Below are 19,474 nucleotides of genomic sequence, written 5' to 3'. Positions count from 1 at the left end.
ATTGTTGGTCGTCACCAATCGATAGGTGATTCAACCTCTTTAAATAATGACCAGATTACGTTTATGACCACAATGATTAGCCAGCATCATTCTTGTATTGGATGACTGTAGATTACAGCGCTAGACGGAAGTGTTCAGAACGGCCTTCGTTGTACAAATATTGGCTGAGTTGTTTAAGATCACATCATCGTTAACTGGCATGTGTAACCGCTGTTAATGAATGACCGAACCTCATACACTGGCGGCATAATCATTATATTAGGGATCATTGATGGCACCCATTATCTGCAGTAGTGCTTTAGAGGCTGTGTCTTTAATTCAAAGTGGTGAGACGCTATGGACACATTCAATGGGGGCGACTCCGACCCTGCTACTCGATGCTCTTGCTGAGCATGCATTAACCAAGCAAGATCTGACCTTGTTACAGTTGCACACTGAAGGAGCTGAGTCACTCAGTAGCGAGAAGCTCAAGGGCCATCTGCGGCATCGTTGTTTTTTTGGTGGCTTACCAACTCGCTCGCTACTGCAACAGGGGGATGCGGATTACGTGCCTATTTTTCTCTCTGAAGTGCCTAAGCTATTTCGTTCGGGTGAACAGCCCATCGATACCGCCATCATTCAAGTTTCTCCTCCTGATAAACATGGCATCTGTTCCTTAGGGATCTCAGTTGAAGCGACATTGGCTGCTTGTCAGGTAGCAGGTAAGATTATTGCTCATATCAATCCCCTCATGCCGCGAACGCATGGCGATGGTTTTATTCATTATAATAAGTTTGCCGCTGTATACGAGCAGAGTATGCCACTGCCACAACATCCATTAGCCGCAAGTGATGAGGTTAGCCTCGCGATAGGGCAAAATGTGGCGAAGCTAGTACGTGATGGGGATTGTCTACAGATGGGGATCGGTGCCATACCTGATGCAGTGCTTTCTTGTTTAACCAAGCATAAAGATCTTGGGGTGCATACCGAGTTGTTCTCAGATGGGGTGCTTAACTTAGTCGAGCTTGGGGTGATCAATAATAGCCGTAAGAAGGTACATCCCGGTAAGCTCGTCACCGGTTTTGCACTCGGTAGCCAGCGACTCTATGATTATGTCGATGATAATCCTTCGGTGATATTTATGGATATCGAGCAGGTCAACGACACGTCTATCATCCGTAAAAACCCTAATGTCATGGCGATTAACTCCGCGCTGCAGGTGGATATCTCAGGGCAGATTTGTGCTGACTCTTTAGGGACTCGAATTTACTCTGGAGTCGGTGGTCAGATGGACTTTATTCGTGGCGCAGGCCTTTCTGAGGGCGGCCGCTCGGTGATCGCACTGCCGAGCACGGCTGCACGTGGCTCAGTCTCGCGGATCAGTACCGTGTTATCTCCCGGTGCGGGAGTGGTGACCACTCGCGCCCATGTGCATTATATTGTTACTGAATATGGCATCGTTAATTTAAGGGGGAGATCGTTACGAGAGCGGGCGAGAGACTTGATAGATATCGCCCATCCAGATTTTAGAGAACAGCTCTGTCGAGAGACTTTCGACATGTGGGGATTGACGGTGTAGTTAATTTTGCCTTGCCCTACGCGATCTCTAAAATAAGCACCTTAAAGTCACTGTGATATCTAGGTTCGGTAAGGGATTGCTGTTTTGATTTTATTCATTGGTGCTGCGCTGAGCGGCAAGAAAGTCATTGGGCGTTAATCTCGATGGCTTGCCGATAGCATTGTGTAGGCTAGGTTTATCTATCTTCTGGGCTATAAAGTCATGCCGCAGTGCTGGCGTTAATAGCTCGTCAAACATATCTACCTGTTGATTATGAGGGCTCAGCCATGCGTCCATTATTGATTCATCTTCAGGTAGAATCATCGGGCTTGCCTTACTGTGATAAGGCAGTAAATCAGGGTGAGGTGGATTGGTAATGATGGAGCAGGAAACGCGACTCTCGCCTGTTTTAGGGTGTTGCCATTCTCGATATAATCCACCAAAGGCTACCGCTGCATTTTCCGCGATAAAATCATGATAAACATTGCGGCTGCCTTTTGTCTCTGTTTCGCCAAAACCTTTGGCAATCACAATACAGCGACTCTCTCTAAATGGCGTAAAGCCGGCACTATTGGGTTGGTTGAGTTTATCGGAACGGGTATTAAACGAGGTAAAGCGACTCGGTTTAAAACCGTGATAAGTCGTTTGTTGTAAAAGCCACCAAGTAGCTGTCTGTAATTGTCGTTCGCCGTCTTCGGTTTCACGCACAATACTGATGTCATTGGTCGGCATTTTAAAGCGAGAATAGAGCATCTCGTCGCTATTGTTGACGCGTAAGTCTTCCATCAATGCTTGTACGAACATATCATCGATAACATTCAGTCGACCGCACATCTCTATTCTCGTTTTAGTAATCGCTGTTACCTGTATAAATAGCAGATATGAGGTTGGAAAACATCATGCCTCTGGTATTGACCTCGCGAGGCTGTTGTTTCTTGAGGGGATGATACGAGTAAAACGACGTTAGCGATGGGTTGGATTAAATGCGCTAGGCTGATAAATATCAATAAACAACAGATACAAAAACTCCAGCAATATACATTGCTGGAGTTTTTGTATGCCCCGTGCGCTAGCGTGAGGCAAGGTCTATATAACGACTCGCTTAGAAGCGGTAATCAACAGATAGATATAGTTGCTGGCTATCATTTAGTGATGCCGTTTCTGTAATGGTTGTTCCAATAGCACCTTCCATTGGAGGCTGCACGGTCATAGATGCTGAAGCATCATAATCCTGCTTAAGGTAACGGTAACCAATTTCTGTGCTTAGGTTGTCATTGATCTTGTACATAATACCTGTTTGACCACCCCATACAAAGTTGTTGCTTGAGTTAGCAAGCGCAGTTTCAGGGCTGATGTGATTAACACCCGCTGTTGCACCGATGAACCAGTTCAGCTTGTTGCTATCACCTAGGGCTACAAGGTAATCATAAGAGAGTAATAAACTCTGTTGCTTAGCAAAATCATCTGAGTTGTAAGAGTATGTACCGTAAACACGGTTATTATCATCTAGAAAAACACCCGCTCTTAGTTCGTAAACTGCATTATCTTCAGATGTTGACCAGTTTTCAGTCTCGCTGTTAAACCCTGGATCAACTGTTACTTCAGTGGTTGTTGAACCTTTATATGAGTTTTGCTGTGCGCCAACACCGCCACCGATAAACCAATCTGCTGCCATTGTAGGTGCTGAAATTACGGTTGCGATTACTGATGCCAAGATAAGTGATTTAGTTTTCATATTTGTGCTCCCACACTAAAAAATTTTTGATTGTGTTCATTATCAATCGAGGTGTTTCGTTTCGTTGGAGCTATAGTAGGGGACACTAGCTGAATAATAACTGAATGATATTAACGATAAGGGAACTTTCTGTTTTAGCTATATGTAACGGAACGCAGTACTGTTAATCTGCTGATATATATTGGGTTAATTTATTGCAGTGTTATTTTTGAACTCTCTCTAGTGTCGTGTTATGGCAACTTATATTTAAAGCTTTCTTACAACAATCCCCTTTTTGCATTCTCTTTCATCAGTTAACCCAGCTTATCTGCGCCCTCTATAAGGGGCTTTTAGCAATCGTACCGCAAATCTGTTTAACCCTGATTAATGTTGTTTTAACAATACAGATTAAATTAGACCTTTTACTCTAATTGTTGTTGGTGATGGCTCTCATTTCAGATTTATTTCAGATTAGTACGAGATAATTATGCTTCATTAATGTATTGCCTCGTCTTAGTTAATCTATGTGCGACCTTCATTGAAACAACATTCACTCCTCTCTTTTTCAGCAAAGGCTCAAACTATACATGTTTAAATTTTTAAAAATCATGGCTATATCAACCATGCTGTTTTGTATTGCACCTGTTCACGCTATCGAGCGAGAGCCGCATCAAGTGCGTTATGACCGCACCTTTCCTATTTGGGCTCAAGAAGCGATTGATTTGGGGCATGAATTACCAAAGCCATTTGGTTTTAGCGTCAACTATATGTCGATGGAGCAACCTTTAATCGTCGATTCTGTTGCCTTTTCTGGATTAGGCGGCCTAGATGATCTGCTCAGTATAAAAGGCAGTGAAGCGCAGCAAGAGTCAGAAACCATCACTTTTAGAGCTGATGCATGGGTACTGCCATTTTTGAATTTATATGGGGTAATAGGGCATACCAAAGGCAGCAGTGTGGCGAATGTACAGCTTGAAGCTGACTGGTCTTCAGTGTTGCCACCGTTGGTATGTAAGATCAATCCTTGCCAGAGCGTTAGTGACCCATTCGATTTCGAACTCAACTTCAAAGGCACTACCTATGGTGTGGGCGGCACGCTAGTCGGCGGCATCGGCAATTGGTTTGCATTGCTTGATATTAATTATACCAATACTAATTTGGATATTTTAGATGGTGAGATCAGCAGTATCGTAGTATCCCCTCGTGCTGGATACCGCACTAGCTATAACAATCATGATATTCAGATATGGGCCGGGGCTATGTATCAAAATGTGGAACAGACCTTTAGTGGCTACCTGCAAGATATTGGCATTCCATTGGGTAAGGCAAAGTTTGAGGTCAACCAGCATCTTGAAGATAAATGGAATGGCCTTATTGGCGGGCAAATCGGGGTAACTAAAAATATCGACCTGTTGATGGAGTTGGGAATAGGTACGCGGACGAGCTTCATGATGAGCTTAGGTTATCGTTTCTAAAGCATTTAATCGGAAGTTTAATCAGGCACTTTCAGGGGGCATTATGCGATCTATTTATCTATTACTCAGTATCCTATTTATCAGTGGTTGTTCAATTGTTGAGATGGCTGATTCAAGTGACAAAGCCGCATTGCAAAAAGTGGGTTTTTCACAGCAGCAGCTTACGTTATCAGAGGGCGGTGAGCTCAATTATTGGCAAGCGGGACAAGGTAAAACGGTGCTGCTCATTCATGGGTTTGGTGGCTCGGCTGTCACGACTTGGCAGCAAGTGATGCTTGAGTTGAGTCAAGATTATCAGGTTATTGCAGCAGACTTAGCTTGGTTTGGTGACTCTGTTAGTCAGGCTGCACCTAGTCTTGCGACTCAGTCACAAGCGATTCGCCAGCTTATTGATGCGCTTAAACTCGATAAGGTCAATGTCGTTGGGATCTCCTACGGTGGCTTTGTCACTTTCGACTTAATGGTTAACGAGCCTAAGGTTGAAAAAGCAGTGTTGTTAGCAAGTCCTGGTGTGCTTTTCTCTGATAACGACTTAGCACAAATGAATCAACGTTTTGGCGTCGATAATGCCAGCGAGGTTTTTGTACCTGAAAATGCTCAGCAGATGCGTCGCTTGCTCGATGCGACTTTTACTGACTTTCCTTGGTATCCCGCTTTTATTGATGAAGCCATTTTTGCTCAGTACTTTGTACAGCACCGCCAAGAAAAACACTTACTCATTGAGGGGCTACCGGCGGACAGAGATCGTATTGCGGCGGCGATAGCTGTGGAGGCATTACCGCCAAGCATGCTGATTTGGGGTGAGAATGATCAAGTTTTCCCATTGGCATCGGGGATCCAACTGGCTAATTATTTAAGCGCTCCGATAGTGGTTATTCCAAAAGGGGCTCATGGGATCAGCAATGAGCACCCTGAGATCATTAGCCAAGCAATAAAGGCGTTTATACAATGATGGCGGGTAATTTAAGTTGGAAAAGTGGGGTGCTGGTGATTAGCCTATTGCTGCTTGGCGCGTGTAGTAGCCCTGATTGGCAAGTGCGAGCTTTACCCAGTGATATTGCGATTGCTGCCGCGCTAGATAATGAGCCTGACCCACTGTTGATGGGTGACGTAGTGCTGCAAGATTTACCATTAGTGCGTATGCCTGAAGATGTTCGTCCTTGCTGCGCCTTTGGCAATGCGCAAAAAGTCCAAGTCGGCTCTGTGCCTGTGCCGTTCTTTCGTTATGCTAACACGTTAGCGGTCGACAGTGTTGGGCCACATGCTTTTGAGGCGGGGACATTTAGCTACCAAAAAGGTGCGCCTAATGGCAGTCGTGGCGGTGAGAATAACGGCCAAATTTATACCCTACGTGGCGGTTTTATCGATTTAGCCCACGTGCGCGATACCGCTGATAATGCCATTGCCCTGTTCTATCGTATTTACCCTCAATTAGGTTTGCCGCAGAGTATTGTACTGCCTGATGAAATTGGTCCACGCACCATAGAGCTCAAAGCCTTTGATACCTCTGGTTTAACCGCCGCTCAGCGCTGGGAAATTGCAGCGACCATCTCCGTGCGCTTAGCTTATTTTATGGCGGAGGCTCATGAAGTCGCGCAGTGGCATGGCTATCGTAGTTGGGTGCCGTGGTCTGAGGCGGTATCGGCTTATTCACCTGAAGATCTTTATTCCAATATGCTGGGCGCCAAGATAGCATTAGCCTTGCTGACTAATAACTTGGCGATGAATAAGGAGTTATATAATCAACACATGACACAATGGCTAGCGGCTACACTCACCTGGTTAGAACCTGTTTCTATAGCGCAAACCAATGCACTATTTGATGTCATTGATGGCGTTTGGTGGGATTCAACGCAACCCTTACCGAACAAGTTTATGCTGCTCAAACGCCATTATGAGTTAGGCGATAAGCAGCCACCTTACTTAGTGCCAGAATCCTTAGCTAATTCCCATGCTAAATGGCGCGATGTTAGCGAGCTGTATGAGTCGAATGCTCAGCCGCATCACTTAGCCCTGAGTAACACCATACATGGGATCGACATTGATGCGATTGCTCAGCAAAAGCTGTCGGTGGCGGATAAATTCAGATCCAGTTTTAGCCATATCCCAGAGAAACTGTGGCGCAATGGCTTCACTCAAGCCGATTTTTATCGCATCAGTGAGTACAACCAAATACAAGACTCAATCGAATTACAGCAGCATATAGAGCAGCGAGCTCGCCACCTTACCGAGTTAGAGGCACAACCATGAATAGCGGTAATATCGCTAATGCGCTTATGCTCAGTCTCGTTTTAGGATGTACGCTCAAGGTGCCTTATGTTGCCGCTACGGAGTCGACAGGTTCAATAGAGGCCACACAACCACAAGATGATGACGTTTCCCAAGGTTGGCTCGAAGGTTTCTTACAGACCTTAGGGGCTGATGGCGAGTTTAACTCCGATAAACTGATTGATTTCAGCTACCTGCCGGGACCCTTTTATAATCCAGAAATGGATCTTGGTGTGGGGATCTCTGCGGTAGGTTTGTACCAATATGATCCGAATGATGAGGTCAGTCAGTTATCGTCACTGGTGATTAACGGTTTGGCCTCAACTAATGGTGCACTAGGGATGACAATCGCCAATAAGACCTTTATCAATCAAGACAATCAACGCTTTTATCTCAACGCTGAAGTGTTTGATGCGCCAGATGTATTTTATGGTGTGGGTTACGATGCTAATCACAATGATGGTAATCGTGTTGAGTTTAACCAACGCATCATGTCGGTTAATCCTATGTTATTACAGCGAATGAGTCCGACTAGTTTTGTGGGTATTGGTTTTGATTTCAGCTATGCCAGCGCCGAAAAAATCAATCCGTTAGATTCAAGTGTGGCTACCGAAGCGCTAGAGGAAAGTTCACGCAATGTGGGGATTAATGTGCTACTTAATCATGACAGTCGCGACAACGTACTTAATCCACAATCAGGGCGCATTTTAGAAATAGATGCCGCGTTTTATCGACAGAAATTAGGCAGTAAAACCGACTTTGATGTCTATAACGCGCTCTACAGCGAATACATGAAAATAGGCCGTGGCGAAGATATTTTAGCATGGCAACTGCGTGGCCGTTTTACCTCGGGTGATGTGCCTTGGGATCAGTTATCTAAGGCAGGCGGCGGTAGCTTATTACGCGGTTATACCTCGGGTCGCTACCGTGACAAGCAAATGCTGCTTACGCAAGTGGAGTATCGGCTTAATCTTCCTGGTCGACATGGTATGGTCTTTTGGGGTGGTGCTGGCGTGATAGCAGATGATGTCAGTGGGTTTAACCGCGATACAATTCTACCTAATGGCGGTGTTGGTTACCGTTTTGAAGTTAAACCGAGAGTGAACTTACGCTTAGATATGGCATGGGGTGATGGTGACAGCGGCTTTTATTTTAACGTCAATGAGGCTTTTTAGCGGATTGTTGATGACGTTAATTTGGGGCCCAATTGAGCCCCAAATAAGATTAACTTAGCTTACTTTTTGAAAACAGCTTCGTTAGTACCGTATGGACCTAAATCTAGGTCACGCTTACGGATCTCATCAACGCGGTCAAATGCTTCTTCAGCAACGCGAAGGTTTTTCACATCTTTACGCCAGTAGTACTTAAAGCCATCAAAGTGAGCGTTGTTTGGATACCAGTACATCACACCTAAACCTTTATCAGACATGATAGGCGTGTTGTGGATAGTTGCACCGGGAATGTAGAAGTACTGGCCTGTACCAAGCTTCTTGAACTGGTTATCGGCAAGTGTTTGCCCTTCACCATTGACCACATAGTAACACTCAGGTTGACCATGGAAGTGGGGGGCATGATCTGACTTACCACCATCGGTAATGCCCATGACCATAGGGCTATCTGAAAGCTCTTTCCAAATGTAACCAACCGGTGATTTTGACTTATCGCAATCTTTAACTTCTAGGATGTTACCGTTGTCATCTAATGTCTTACAGAAACGCTGATCGGCAGCAATACTGCTGTTAGATTGGATGCTATTGAAATCAATTTTACCCGCTTCCCAGTCAGCAATGTACGCTTCTACCATAGGGTTACTACACTGAACTGGCATGGTATCTTGTGGCGAGTACGGTGTGCTGTCGTATGGCACTGGTGTCATCTGCTGGAATGGCAATTGTGCGTGATTACATTGTGGGCCTTGGGCGAAAGCGGCTGTGGATGTTAGCGCAGCAATGCCAAATATCATTTTTAGTTTCATCATTCCTATCCTGTTTTTAGCTGATGCAGCTTTAGCTGCGATATTGTGCTCGTTTAAACGGGCTTGAACTAACAATAAAGCGATTGTTGCGGCGTAAATTTGAATTGGATCACGCCGTGTTTTGACTAACAAACTTATTCGTGAGCAAGCTCGCGAATATTCTTTTCGTTAGCCACAATTTATAGATAGAACTGCAAACTTAACTGCACATAATTGGATGAACCTTGCGCAGCTGGCTGTAATGTATAGGCAGACAGTTCATCACTGATTTGATAGCGGCCGACTTCAAAGCCCAGTGCTAATACCGGGGTTAAGTTGGTAAAAATGTTGGCGCCAATATGAAAGCGGTCAGTTTGTTCAATCTCTGTTGTTGTACGGCCATAAAATAGACTTGAACGGGTGCGTTCAGTCCAAAAGTGGCGATAGGAAAACATGGCTGAAAGCGTTGTTTCAACTTCACCGTTGACGATGTCGCGCGCGGCGTCGGTACCTACATATCGCCCCAAATTGCCGTAATGTAGCTGCATTCGTAAATCGTCTTTGCCGAAGGTGTGTAGTTTGGCAGCAACCGACACCCCCGCTGCCAGCTGTGCGTTGTCGGCAGGATCTAAATAGCGCAGTAAGCTAGAAATTGAAACATTGCCCCAATCTCCTTGTTGGTCATAGCGGATTATGGCGTCGGGTACATAGTCATTACTGGTGTCTATCCAATCTGGCTCTGCAGCAGTTTGAGCGCCATCGCGCATGGCTTGTTTGCCATAGGTATAGGGGTTTTCTAGCGCGAATTGCCAATCGCCTGTTTGGTAACGAATTAATGCTTGTCGCACCATCGCTTGACCGACTAATGGTCCACCTAAATCGGCCGTTTCGGCAAAGGTGCTGGTATTAACCATTGTTGACCAAGTTTGTCCTGCAGTGACACCTTGGTACTCAATAAAGGCATGCCTTAGGCGTGGACTGTAAGAGTTAGAAAATACAGCATTACCTTGTGATGAACCGGCAAAATCGATTTCGACAAATCCTTTCACATCCCCTTGAGTCACAGTGACATTAAAGCGACTCTCTGCTGCGCTAAACTGACTTCGTTTAGCAGATTCTGTGACGCTGCCACCACCGGTCCAGCTGTCCTGAAAGGCAATGTTGCCATCAATGTAGCGTGCATTTGCTTTGATAAATCCACCAAAGTGATACTCACTGGCTGACAATGGCGCAGATAAAGTGCCAACCAAACAAATAAAGATGGAAGTTTTAATCATTGATTTCATAGTTTTTTCTTGTTGAGAAGGGTTGCAAAACCCTAACAAGGGCATGATTTATTGAGATGGCTACAAACAGATGAGAGATATCAGATTTAAATGTTAGTAGGATCAAAAAGTAAATTGGGTGGCAGGAGAAAAGTGGGAGCAACCTAACTCCTGCCGATAGCTTTAGTTCACTAAATCTTCATCCGTTAGAAGTAGTAACCAAAGTTGATGTTAACGCGTTTATCCCAATCATCGCCCATTTCAGGCAGACCAACATGATCGTTGTTAGCAGTTGAGAAGGTCATGTTTTTTCCCATGACGAAATCAAGCATGGTGTAAGTTGGACCGGCAGAAATGGCACAACCTGTCACGTTTTGCATGCTGTTATCGTAGTTATCATCATCAACATCTGGCGTCATTAAACCAAAGTCGTTGTAGCATTTAACACTACCCCAATCAGTGGTAAATGTTTTTGCGATATTAACGTTGTACGCTTGACCTTTTGAGGCAATTTCATACTGCCAGCTAACCACTGAAACACCGATTTTGTTTGGATCTTCAGCATCAGCGGCATCGTACTCATACTGCATCGCTTGCACTTGTAGATTCCAGCTCTTATAGCTGCTGTCTAAATGCATTGCTACCGCGTAACGGTCGCCATTATTACCCGTTTTGCTGTTATAAATTTGACCATATTGAACAGAACCACCAATCGTTGTTTGGCCGCCTTCATGTTCTGCTGTATAGGTTTGACGCACGTTGAACTGGTTAGTCTCTTCGTTGTTATACTCAGTGCCATTGATGGTACCTGTGTATAAGTCGGTCGAATAACGCTTGTTCTCAGTTGGGCCATATTCAGCATTCTTATAGAAAGCTAAATCTGTGTGCCAGCCATTTTTCTCGTAGATTGCTTTGATACCGACATCATGGTCATCTTCGAAACCAAGGTAATAAGGAAGACCAAACCACCAGCTGTTTGAGATAAAATCACGGTTACCAAAAGGCACCTTGTTAATACCAAACTGTAGTTGCCAATCAGGATCGATATTGTAGATACCGTATCCATATTTGATGTAGTTAGTGTTTGAAGTAAAGCGATATTCAGCCGCTAATCCCCAGTCACCTTTTTTGCCGTCAAACTTGATAGCGGCCATATCAAAGGTTAAATCACCGCCTTTGTCTTTTGAGGCTTCATCGTAGTCTTTATAACCGTAATTAACTCTTACAGCGCCGCCAACATTGATACCATCTTCCTGCTCGGCAGCGAATGCTGCTGAACCTGAAAGTGCGATTGCTGTGGCCACCATCGACAACATAAACTTAGTGGTATTTTTCATCATCATTCCCATTTTTTAGATTTTTAGATTTTTAGATTTTTGTATTTAAATTTGTTCTATTACATCTCTTCAAACCAAGTACGGTGGCACTCAGCGCAAACTGGTGCTTTTTTCTCGTGCTCGCCATGACATGCAAGGCAACTTGCACCTTGGTTGTAATGCAGTGACTTATGTGGATTTGCTTCTGGGATCGCCAGTTTGGTTTCATCGACATCAATGCTGTTGATGTCGCCATGACATTCAACACATGCGCTATCCGTGGCATTCTTTCTACCTGAACCTTGGTGGCAAGATTGACAGCCATCTTGGTAGATAAATTCGTGGTTTACTCGGCCTTTGGTGCTGCCTTTCATTTTGACTAACTCGCCGGCCATCGCACCTTGTGACACCACAAAGCTAAGTAGGGCTGTAAGTAATAGCTTGTTCATTAGACGGCTCCCTTAAGATCAGCTTTAATCGTTTCAGAGACGACGATCCCCATCGCGAGACACTCTAGGCAAGAGGTTGAACTCAAGCGTGCTTCACCGTGAATACCGCCGGTAACTTCACCAATGGCGTAGAGGTTTTTAATTGACTCCATTGAGCGGCCATCAATGACGCGAGCGGCTAAATCGGTTTTAAGCCCCCCCATGCAGTAATGCACTTTTGGCCAAATACGAGAGACAACAAACGGTCCTGTTAGCACCTCAGCAGTATCCATTTTGCGGTTAAACAGTGGGTCTTTACCGGCTTTAACGTGCGTGTTGTACTCAGTAATACTGTGTTTTAGCTCATCGGCTGGGATATCGAATTTTGCGGCGATATCATCGAGCGAATCAAGCTTCCAGGCCATCTTGTCGCGCAATGCGCGGGTAACACGATGGTCTTCGGCGTAGTTGTTGTAGTTAAAGAGCACGATTGGGTAAGCTGGGCTGCCATCGCTGTTACGGTTTTTCATAATGGCTTCAGAGCAGGTTTTGCGATCGGCTCGCTCATCCATAAAGCGTTTGCCGTTGAGCACGCTAATCGAAGCGCCTTGGTGCCAGCCAATTGAAAGGAGGGCATTAGACCAACCAAATCCGCCTTCATCAGGTGAACCCCAATGGCCAGTTTGGATAAGGTTCATGTGCACCGGCAGTGCGCCATAAGCCATTGCGGTAAGTGTCACTTCACCGGTTGCACCTAATGCATTGGTACAATCGAGTGTAGGGTCCAACGATGGATCGACGGCTGCACGCAATGCCATGTTACGAGCAAAGCCACCGTTGGCTAAAATCACAGCCTTGTTGGCTTTGATAAAAATGCTGCTACCGGTTTTTAGATCGGGGAAGCGGTAGTTCTTACGCACTTTGACACCGATAATCTTCTGGCCATCCATGATGAAGTCTTCAATATAGTGTTGTAGGCGGTAATCAACGCCTTCCTTTACACCCGCTTCATATAGCTTGGTGGTGATATCGCCACCAGTACCGTGTTGGGTGCGGATCGCACGCGCCTTGTTGTGGCCACCGACCTGAATATTGAAGCCTTCCTTAAATTTAACCCCTGTATCGATGCATAACTCGTAAGCATCTAAGGCTCGGTTGGCAATTTGGCGCAGTGCAGCTTCGTTCTGCATGCCACGCCCAGAAATTATTTGATCTTTCACTAGCTCTTCTGGTGAATCGTCATTAATACCTTGTGCTAATTGAGTCGGGTTTTTTGGGATAGCTAACCAACCACCGTTAATCGCCGAATTACCACCAATCACTTGCATCTTTTCTAAAACTAATACTGAACCCATGCCTTGACGTTTAGTATTGAGCGCAGCGGATAGGCCTGCAAAACCAGAACCGACAACAATCACATCGACGCTTTCGTTCCAGTTAATCTCGCTGCAGGTTTTTGCTTGGACAGTACCGGGCAACGTTGCTGCTATGCTACCAATTGCGGCACCCGCACTTAGTTTTAAAAAATTTCTTCTACCTTGCATTCTTGAATCCTCTCAATGGGAATGAGGTAACGATAAACACAAGTTAGGCTGCTAAAAGTGAACTAAGTCACGCCATTTTTTCAGTGACAAATTTATTCGTGAGTCAGATCTCGAAGATCTTTTCTCTACTCAAAAAGAGCTAGTAAATTGCGGTGGAAAATGTGACAGGATTTTATACTGAGTTAACAGCTGTGGTTGAAATGTTTGTATGAAGTAACTCACAAAGCCAAATAATAAACGGGTATTAGCGTGAAGTTAATCCCGATTAATGAAGCAACACCTAAACTAACAATTTTTAACAGCGCATAATTATCGCAAATAGATATAAAGGCTGTAATGATGAAATGTCCTACTGAAGCATTGCCCATGATGCGTTGTAATCAAATACTCGACGCTGCGGAGCAGCTTATTGAGTCACAGGGGATCGTGTCATTTAAGTTTTCTCAATTAGCCAAAGAAGTGGGTTGTTCCACAGGTACTCTCTATAAGTTTTTTGAACGAAAGGAGGATATCCTCGTTTGTCTTTTTCTGCGTAGTGCCACCTCTAATCATCTGCCCATTTTTATCGATAAGCATCCTGAACTAACGGCACAAGAAAAAGTGCTATTGCCAATTTTGTTTACCTTTGAAACCATTAAACGCAGTAAGAGCTTTTTTACACTGCGTTCAGTCTCTGTCAATACCATGGTGTGGCAGCTGGCGAGTGACGCAAAAATTGCAAAGTTTAAAAAACGTATTAATGGCTTCTGGGGTTGGTTCACTAAATCACTTAATGAAGCGATAGAAAGAGGGGAACTAGAAGCAACCCCCCTAGAAGTAAAAGAGTTAGTGCAAGGCATTACTTTTTATCTAACCGGTTCATTGACTCAGTTTGAAAGCCAGCTAATCGCTCCTGAATATCTATCAAATCGCCGCGAAACCTGCTATCGCCATTTAGCGCGCTTAATGGGGCAGTACAAATGGGCAAAGCCATTAACGCCTGAATTATTTGAATCTTTGGAAAATAGAAGTTCAGATTTTTTCGACAAACACTATCGAGAGCATATGACCTGCGCAACATGCAGTGCGTTAGTGTGTGCATCGACGGATAAAATCTCAGCCTGCTCACGCCTAGAGGCCATCGCTAGATAAATAAAAAAGCCCTCAATAAGAGGGCTGGACCGAATAGTTGATGTGATGTTGGAGATGATGTTACTGGTCCAAAAACTGCAATTTAAGGGAAACTCTTCTCTATACTTTGAACTGTCTCAGTGTTGATGATATATCGGTGGCTAGTGCTTGTAGCTGCTGTCCGGCTATCTCTATTTGCTGAGCGCCTAACGCTGATTCATCAAATGCCTCTCTGATGTTTTCGATATTTTGATGTACGGTATTGACGACCACACTCTGCTGCTCGGTCGCTGAGGCTATCTGAGTATTCATATCTGCGACCACATCGATGTCAGCACTGATGTCACCAAAAGCTTCGGCGGTGAGTTTGGCTTGCTGTACACTGGAATCCGCTTTTTGTCTGCCTAAGTCTATGGTCTTAACGGCCTCATCAACTTGAGTTTGCATACCGAGAATCATACGTTCAATATCTTGAGTCGACTGCTGTGTTCGCATTGCTAGGGTGCGTACCTCATCTGCGACAACGGCAAAACCACGACCATGCTCACCGGCTCTGGCAGCTTCAATAGCAGCATTGAGTGCCAATAGATTGGTCTGATCTGCAATCGACTTGATAACATCTAAAATATTGTTGATGTCGAGTGCTTCCTGCTTAAGGCCATTCATCGCATTGACTATCTGATGGACTGTGTCTGACAGTTCATTGATAAAGGTGATGTTGTCCTCCACCAATGTATTGCCTTTCAATGCTCGGTCTTGAACGGTTAGTACAGACTTGGCCGCATCGGCGGCATTACGGGCAACATCTGTTATGGTGGCACTCATCTCGTGGATAGCGGTTGCTACCTGATGATTCTCATGCTGATGTTGGGTCAGAAGTTCTCGCGAACGGCTAGTAATCACCGACATCTCACCGGTAGCACTATCGAGCACGGTTTGACTTTGCTGCATTTCGATGACGATCCGTCGCACCTTTTCCGCAAACTGATTAAAGCCCACGGCTAATTGAGCTAGCTCATCTTTACTCGATACTTCGAGTCTGACGGTGAGGTCACCATCTCCTTGAGCTATCTCTTCCATCGCGAGAGTGGTTGCATTTAATGGGCGGGTAATTGAACGAATGATTAACATCGATGCGATAAAAATCATGCTTAATAGCAGACTGAAAAATATCACTTTGTCTTTAATGAGTTGACTAAATTCTGCATTGATATCGTCGGTATAGACACCCGTTGCTAATATCCACCCCCAAGGTTTATATAGCTTCACAAAGCTAAGCTTAGGTTCGGGAGTGCTGGAGCCCGTTTTAGTCCAAACATAATCGACATAACCTTCACCATATTGTCGTATCACGTCAAGGAAGGCGACATAGACTTTTTTGCCGTTAGGGTCAGTAAAGTTAATCAGGTTGTTGCCGACATCTTTTTGGCTGGTGCCATGGGCCAATTGTGTCGCCTCAGTGTCAAATATCCAAAGGTAGTTTTGGCCTCGATATCTCATGGCTGAGATCTCTGATTTCACCATTTCCTGCGCCTGTAACAGTGTTAACTCATTTCGGTCTACAGATCCTTGAGCTCGTTGAAGTAGCGATAGTCCAGAATTGAGGACACTGCTAATTTCAGCTTGTCGTTGTATTAGCATGCGTGATTTTTGGTTAAAGGATTCATATCCAGAGCTTACGATAAACGCAAACACAATGAAGATTAACAGTAGCCAGATCCTTTGTACGATAGAGAGGCGATTTAACATTATTTTTCCGAGTCAGAGTCTATGATTATTTAGGATTTTCTAAACAGTTGCCCTATATTGTTTTTTATTTGTATGTTTTATGTTGTGATGACTGCCGCGAATAATTTTTCTGAGTTTATCTAGCAGTGTGATTACACAGGTTTTATTTTAAATAGAAAAAAGCCCTCTGGGAGAGGGCTGGACCTAAATGTAGGTGTGATGTTTGAGCAGATGAAACCGGTCCTAAAATCCCTATCTATGGCAATTGATAAACCTATTGCAACGAGCTTCAACTCACCATGGATAGAGTAATCTTGGCTAGAAGTAATAGCCGAAGTTGATATTAACGCGCTTGTCCCAATCATCGCCCATTTCAGGTAAACCAACATGGTCGTTATTGGCGGTTGAGAAGGTCATGTTCTTACCCATGATAAAATCGACCATGGTGTAAGTCGGACCCGCAGCAATGGCGCACCCTGTCACGTTTTGTAAGCTGTTGTCGTAATCATCGTCGTCAACATCCGGTGTCATTAGGCCAAAATCGTTATAGCATTTCACGCTGCCCCAATCGGTGTTGAATGTCTTGGCGATGTTTGCGCTGTATGACTGACCTTTAGAAGCAATTTCGTACTGCCAACTAACGACTGAAACGCCAATCTTGTTCGGGTCTTCTGCATCTGCCGCATCATATTCATACTGCAATGCTTGTAGCTGTAAATTCCAATCATTGAAGCTAGAGTCTAAGTGCACAGCCACAGCGTAGCGATCGCCATTATTGCCCGTTTTGCTGTTATAGATCTGCCCAAACTGAGCTGAGCCACCTAGGGTTGTAAAGCCGCTATTATGCTCAAATGTATAGCTTTGACGCACGTTAACTTGATTGGTTTCTTCGTTGTTATACTCGGTGCCGTTGATGGTGCCGGTATATAGGTCTGTGGCGTAACGTTTATTTTCGCTTGGGCCGTACTCTGGATTCTTGTAGAAGGCCAGATCGGTATGCCAAGCATCTTTTTCGAAAGTGGCTTTAACACCAACATCATGGTCATCTTCAAAGCCTAAGTAATAGGGTAGGCCGAACCAAAAGCTGTTGGAGATAAATTCAGCATTACCAAAAGGCACCTTGTTGATACCAAACTGTAGCTGCCAGTTAGGGTCAATATCGTAAAAGGCGTAGCCATACTTTATGTAGTTGGTATCAGAGGTAAAGCGATACTCGGCAGCTAAGCCCCAATCGCCTTTCTTACCATTAAATTTAAGCGCCGCCATATCAAAGGTTAAATCGCCGCCTTTATCTTTTGATGCTTCGTTGTAATCTTTATAGCCGTAGTTTACGCGCACGGCTCCGCCAATATTGATACCGTCTGCTTGCTCTTCGGCAAAAGCGCTGGTGCCAGAAAGTGCAATCATAGTTGCCACTGCTGACAACATAAATTGAGTGGTCTTTTTCATCATCATTACCTTTTGTTTTGCTTATCTATCTAGCGACTTCGTGTTGGTGTTCTTGCTCATCAACAATTGTGTTTATCTTCACTGGGTATGGGATGACTTCAATGCCTTCTAAGTGATAGCCGGTTTTAGCAAACCCAGCTTGGGCATTTTTCACCGTCAATGTGCCCGCGATATACATAGGTTGCTGTAAATCAGGGATTGCTACGGGAACGTCAAAAGCAACATGGATCAATTGATTCGACGGTGACGGCGGCTTATGAAAGCAAGCACCTTGCTGCGGTGTTAGCAGAAAGTTTTTAACGTAACCGCTATTTTTTCCATCCAGCGGTACCACAAAACCAGGAATAATCACCTTCTTGCCGTCTAGGGCTAGATTGACATTGGTTTCAACTGGCAGGTTGGCGGCGCCGGGTGCCAAGTTGTGCCACATGATTGATACGGCCTCTTCTGCTAGAAGGGAGGAGCTAAACAGTAAACTAAACGCCAGGATAAGATTTTTCATAGTGTATAAGGAGGCCAAGGATACTTGGCCTCACGCTCTATTGTGGGTTAAGTACGATTACTTAGATTTTTGAACGACATCCCAGCCATAACCACCGTTGCCAGAACGCACTAGCTTAGAGTTGGTGTAGGGGATGAAATCAAACATCAGTTGCTCACCTGGACCTACATCTTGTGGCCACTGGTACTTAAAGGTCGAGAACTTGCCATCTAATGGGAACCAGTACATGTAGATCAAATCTTGGTCATCATAGGTGTTCGGTGTGTAGTGCATCGCTTTACTTGGGATTTCAATATAATCTTTAGGTCCAAATGGTTGCATACGCTCTTGTGCCCAAGTAAGACCTTGACCACTTATGCCGTAGTAACACTCCATTTCGCGATGGTAATGAGGCGCTGCAGTACCCGGTGCTACACGCACTAAACCAATAACTGTTGGTTCATCGTTTAGCTCTTTCCAGCACATACCAACTTCAGTCGCGCTGGCTCCGCCTGCAGGGCAAGGGATTAGGTTGCTTGGATCATCTACACGCCAAGTTAACCAGCCAGAGTCATTTGCGCCTTTACCGCCATGATCGTTTGACTTGATGTTATAAATATCTTTCTCGCCAGACTGTAGCTCTTTGAGGTAAGCCATCGCTTGCTCTTGCTTACATACCATCGGCATGACTTTCGTTGGCGCATTGATGGTAGACAGCGTTGGTCTTTCATTGTGCCAAGGTTGGTCGGCTGGCTTGTCGCCGGCAACGGCGCAACCCGTCACTAAAATTGCAGAAACTGCGAGTAACTTTTTCATCATCTATCCCTTATATTTTTTAGGTTTTTCAGTTTTTATTGCTTAAATTTTGGAAAATCAAAGTTGTGGCAATCCATGCAGATGGCTTGCTTCGGTGTATGTTCACCGTGACACTCCATACAAGGGGCTTCTTGGCCGTAATGCATGCTGTCATGGGGGTTTTGTCTCGCCTCATCGCCCTCACGTTTTGTCTGCTGCGCCAGTTCAGCCATGTCATGGCATTGCAGGCAAGAATCATCAGACGGGAAAGATTTCATGCCTTGGTCATGACAGGTTTTACAGCCTGAGTCGTAGACCATTTCATGGTAATCACGTTGGTCACGTGCCTGTGCTGAAAGTGCAATACAAGCGCCAAGGACGAGTAAAAGTAATGTGTTAACTGTCTTCAT

At 44.8% G+C, this 19,474-nt stretch carries 18 protein-coding genes; 6 read left to right on the top strand and 12 right to left on the bottom strand.

Annotated features, from left to right (window positions below):
- The first annotated feature begins 271 nt into the window (after positions 1-271).
- Positions 272-1,558 carry an acetyl-CoA hydrolase/transferase family protein gene (locus CXF82_RS11375; protein WP_101089577.1) on the top strand — a complete coding sequence of 429 codons (1,287 nt, stop codon included), beginning with the start codon at positions 272-274 and terminating at the stop codon, positions 1,556-1,558.
- 90 nt (positions 1,559-1,648) lie between these two features.
- On the opposite strand, the gene CXF82_RS11370 is transcribed toward CXF82_RS11375, so the two are convergent.
- Together CXF82_RS11370 and CXF82_RS11365 are read right to left on the bottom strand one after the other, a co-directional pair.
- Positions 1,649-2,371 (bottom strand): SOS response-associated peptidase family protein, encoded by a 723-nt coding sequence (locus tag CXF82_RS11370; protein WP_101089578.1) that lies wholly within the window; start codon positions 2,369-2,371, stop codon positions 1,649-1,651.
- Positions 2,372-2,639: 268 nt separating this feature from the next.
- Positions 2,640-3,272 (bottom strand): outer membrane beta-barrel protein, encoded by a 633-nt coding sequence (locus tag CXF82_RS11365; RefSeq protein ID WP_102044215.1) that lies wholly within the window; start codon positions 3,270-3,272, stop codon positions 2,640-2,642.
- A gap of 566 nt (positions 3,273-3,838) precedes the next feature.
- Between CXF82_RS11365 and CXF82_RS11360 the strand changes: the two genes are divergently transcribed.
- Genes CXF82_RS11360 through CXF82_RS11345 form a run of 4 tightly spaced genes read left to right on the top strand, consistent with a single transcriptional unit; the run spans position 3,839 to position 8,169 of the window.
- Positions 3,839-4,726: a virulence protein gene (locus CXF82_RS11360; protein ID WP_101089580.1), complete on the top strand. Its 888-nt coding sequence runs from the start codon at positions 3,839-3,841 to the stop codon at positions 4,724-4,726.
- A gap of 43 nt (positions 4,727-4,769) precedes the next feature.
- Positions 4,770-5,678 carry an alpha/beta fold hydrolase gene (locus CXF82_RS11355; RefSeq protein WP_102044214.1) on the top strand — a complete coding sequence of 303 codons (909 nt, stop codon included), beginning with the start codon at positions 4,770-4,772 and terminating at the stop codon, positions 5,676-5,678.
- Positions 5,675-6,976: a DUF4056 domain-containing protein gene (locus CXF82_RS11350; RefSeq protein WP_308303179.1), complete on the top strand. Its 1,302-nt coding sequence runs from the start codon at positions 5,675-5,677 to the stop codon at positions 6,974-6,976. Before CXF82_RS11355 ends, CXF82_RS11350 begins: the two co-directional genes overlap by 4 nt.
- A complete protein-coding gene (locus CXF82_RS11345) occupies positions 6,973-8,169 on the top strand; it encodes a BamA/TamA family outer membrane protein (RefSeq protein ID WP_102038764.1) in 1,197 nt (398 codons plus the stop codon). The genes CXF82_RS11350 and CXF82_RS11345 overlap by 4 nt, the downstream gene beginning before the upstream one ends.
- Before the next feature lie 59 nt (positions 8,170-8,228).
- Here CXF82_RS11345 and CXF82_RS11340 read toward each other — a convergent pair whose 3' ends face one another.
- From CXF82_RS11340 to CXF82_RS11320, 5 genes are all read right to left on the bottom strand, one after another.
- Positions 8,229-8,972 carry a cupin domain-containing protein gene (locus tag CXF82_RS11340; protein ID WP_101089612.1) on the bottom strand — a complete coding sequence of 248 codons (744 nt, stop codon included), beginning with the start codon at positions 8,970-8,972 and terminating at the stop codon, positions 8,229-8,231.
- A 176-nt stretch (positions 8,973-9,148) separates the two neighbouring features.
- Positions 9,149-10,234 carry a DcaP family trimeric outer membrane transporter gene (locus CXF82_RS11335; protein WP_102038765.1) on the bottom strand — a complete coding sequence of 362 codons (1,086 nt, stop codon included), beginning with the start codon at positions 10,232-10,234 and terminating at the stop codon, positions 9,149-9,151.
- Between the two features lie 185 nt (positions 10,235-10,419).
- Positions 10,420-11,553 carry a hypothetical protein gene (locus CXF82_RS11330; RefSeq protein ID WP_102038766.1) on the bottom strand — a complete coding sequence of 378 codons (1,134 nt, stop codon included), beginning with the start codon at positions 11,551-11,553 and terminating at the stop codon, positions 10,420-10,422.
- Between the two features lie 56 nt (positions 11,554-11,609).
- The gene (locus CXF82_RS11325) at positions 11,610-11,978 is read right to left on the bottom strand and encodes a cytochrome c3 family protein (RefSeq protein ID WP_101089585.1); all 369 of its coding nucleotides are present in this window, start codon (positions 11,976-11,978) and stop codon (positions 11,610-11,612) included.
- A complete protein-coding gene (locus tag CXF82_RS11320) occupies positions 11,978-13,501 on the bottom strand; it encodes a flavocytochrome c (protein WP_102044213.1) in 1,524 nt (507 codons plus the stop codon). The genes CXF82_RS11325 and CXF82_RS11320 overlap by 1 nt, the downstream gene beginning before the upstream one ends.
- 339 nt (positions 13,502-13,840) lie before the next feature.
- On the opposite strand from CXF82_RS11320, the gene CXF82_RS11315 reads away from it, so the two are divergent.
- Complete coding sequence (locus CXF82_RS11315; protein WP_101089587.1) at positions 13,841-14,632, top strand: TetR/AcrR family transcriptional regulator; 792 nt, start codon at positions 13,841-13,843, stop codon at positions 14,630-14,632.
- A 99-nt stretch (positions 14,633-14,731) separates the two neighbouring features.
- Here the strand turns inward: CXF82_RS11315 and CXF82_RS11310 are convergent, their stop codons facing one another.
- The 5 genes from CXF82_RS11310 to CXF82_RS11290 form a co-directional block, all read right to left on the bottom strand.
- A complete protein-coding gene (locus CXF82_RS11310) occupies positions 14,732-16,360 on the bottom strand; it encodes a methyl-accepting chemotaxis protein (RefSeq protein ID WP_101089588.1) in 1,629 nt (542 codons plus the stop codon).
- A gap of 297 nt (positions 16,361-16,657) precedes the next feature.
- Positions 16,658-17,791 carry a hypothetical protein gene (locus CXF82_RS11305; protein ID WP_102044212.1) on the bottom strand — a complete coding sequence of 378 codons (1,134 nt, stop codon included), beginning with the start codon at positions 17,789-17,791 and terminating at the stop codon, positions 16,658-16,660.
- Between the two features lie 22 nt (positions 17,792-17,813).
- A complete protein-coding gene (locus CXF82_RS11300) occupies positions 17,814-18,290 on the bottom strand; it encodes a DUF3299 domain-containing protein (RefSeq protein WP_102038769.1) in 477 nt (158 codons plus the stop codon).
- Positions 18,291-18,347: 57 nt separating this feature from the next.
- A complete protein-coding gene (locus CXF82_RS11295; protein WP_232775176.1) occupies positions 18,348-19,085 on the bottom strand; it encodes a cupin domain-containing protein in 738 nt (245 codons plus the stop codon).
- A gap of 35 nt (positions 19,086-19,120) precedes the next feature.
- A complete protein-coding gene (locus CXF82_RS11290) occupies positions 19,121-19,474 on the bottom strand; it encodes a cytochrome c3 family protein (RefSeq protein WP_102044211.1) in 354 nt (117 codons plus the stop codon).

This window comes from Shewanella sp. GutDb-MelDb (assembly GCF_002836075.1).
GTDB lineage: Bacteria > Pseudomonadota > Gammaproteobacteria > Enterobacterales > Shewanellaceae > Shewanella.
The sequence above is the reverse complement of the archived record's forward strand: the minus strand, read 5'-3'. Positions and strand labels throughout refer to the sequence as shown.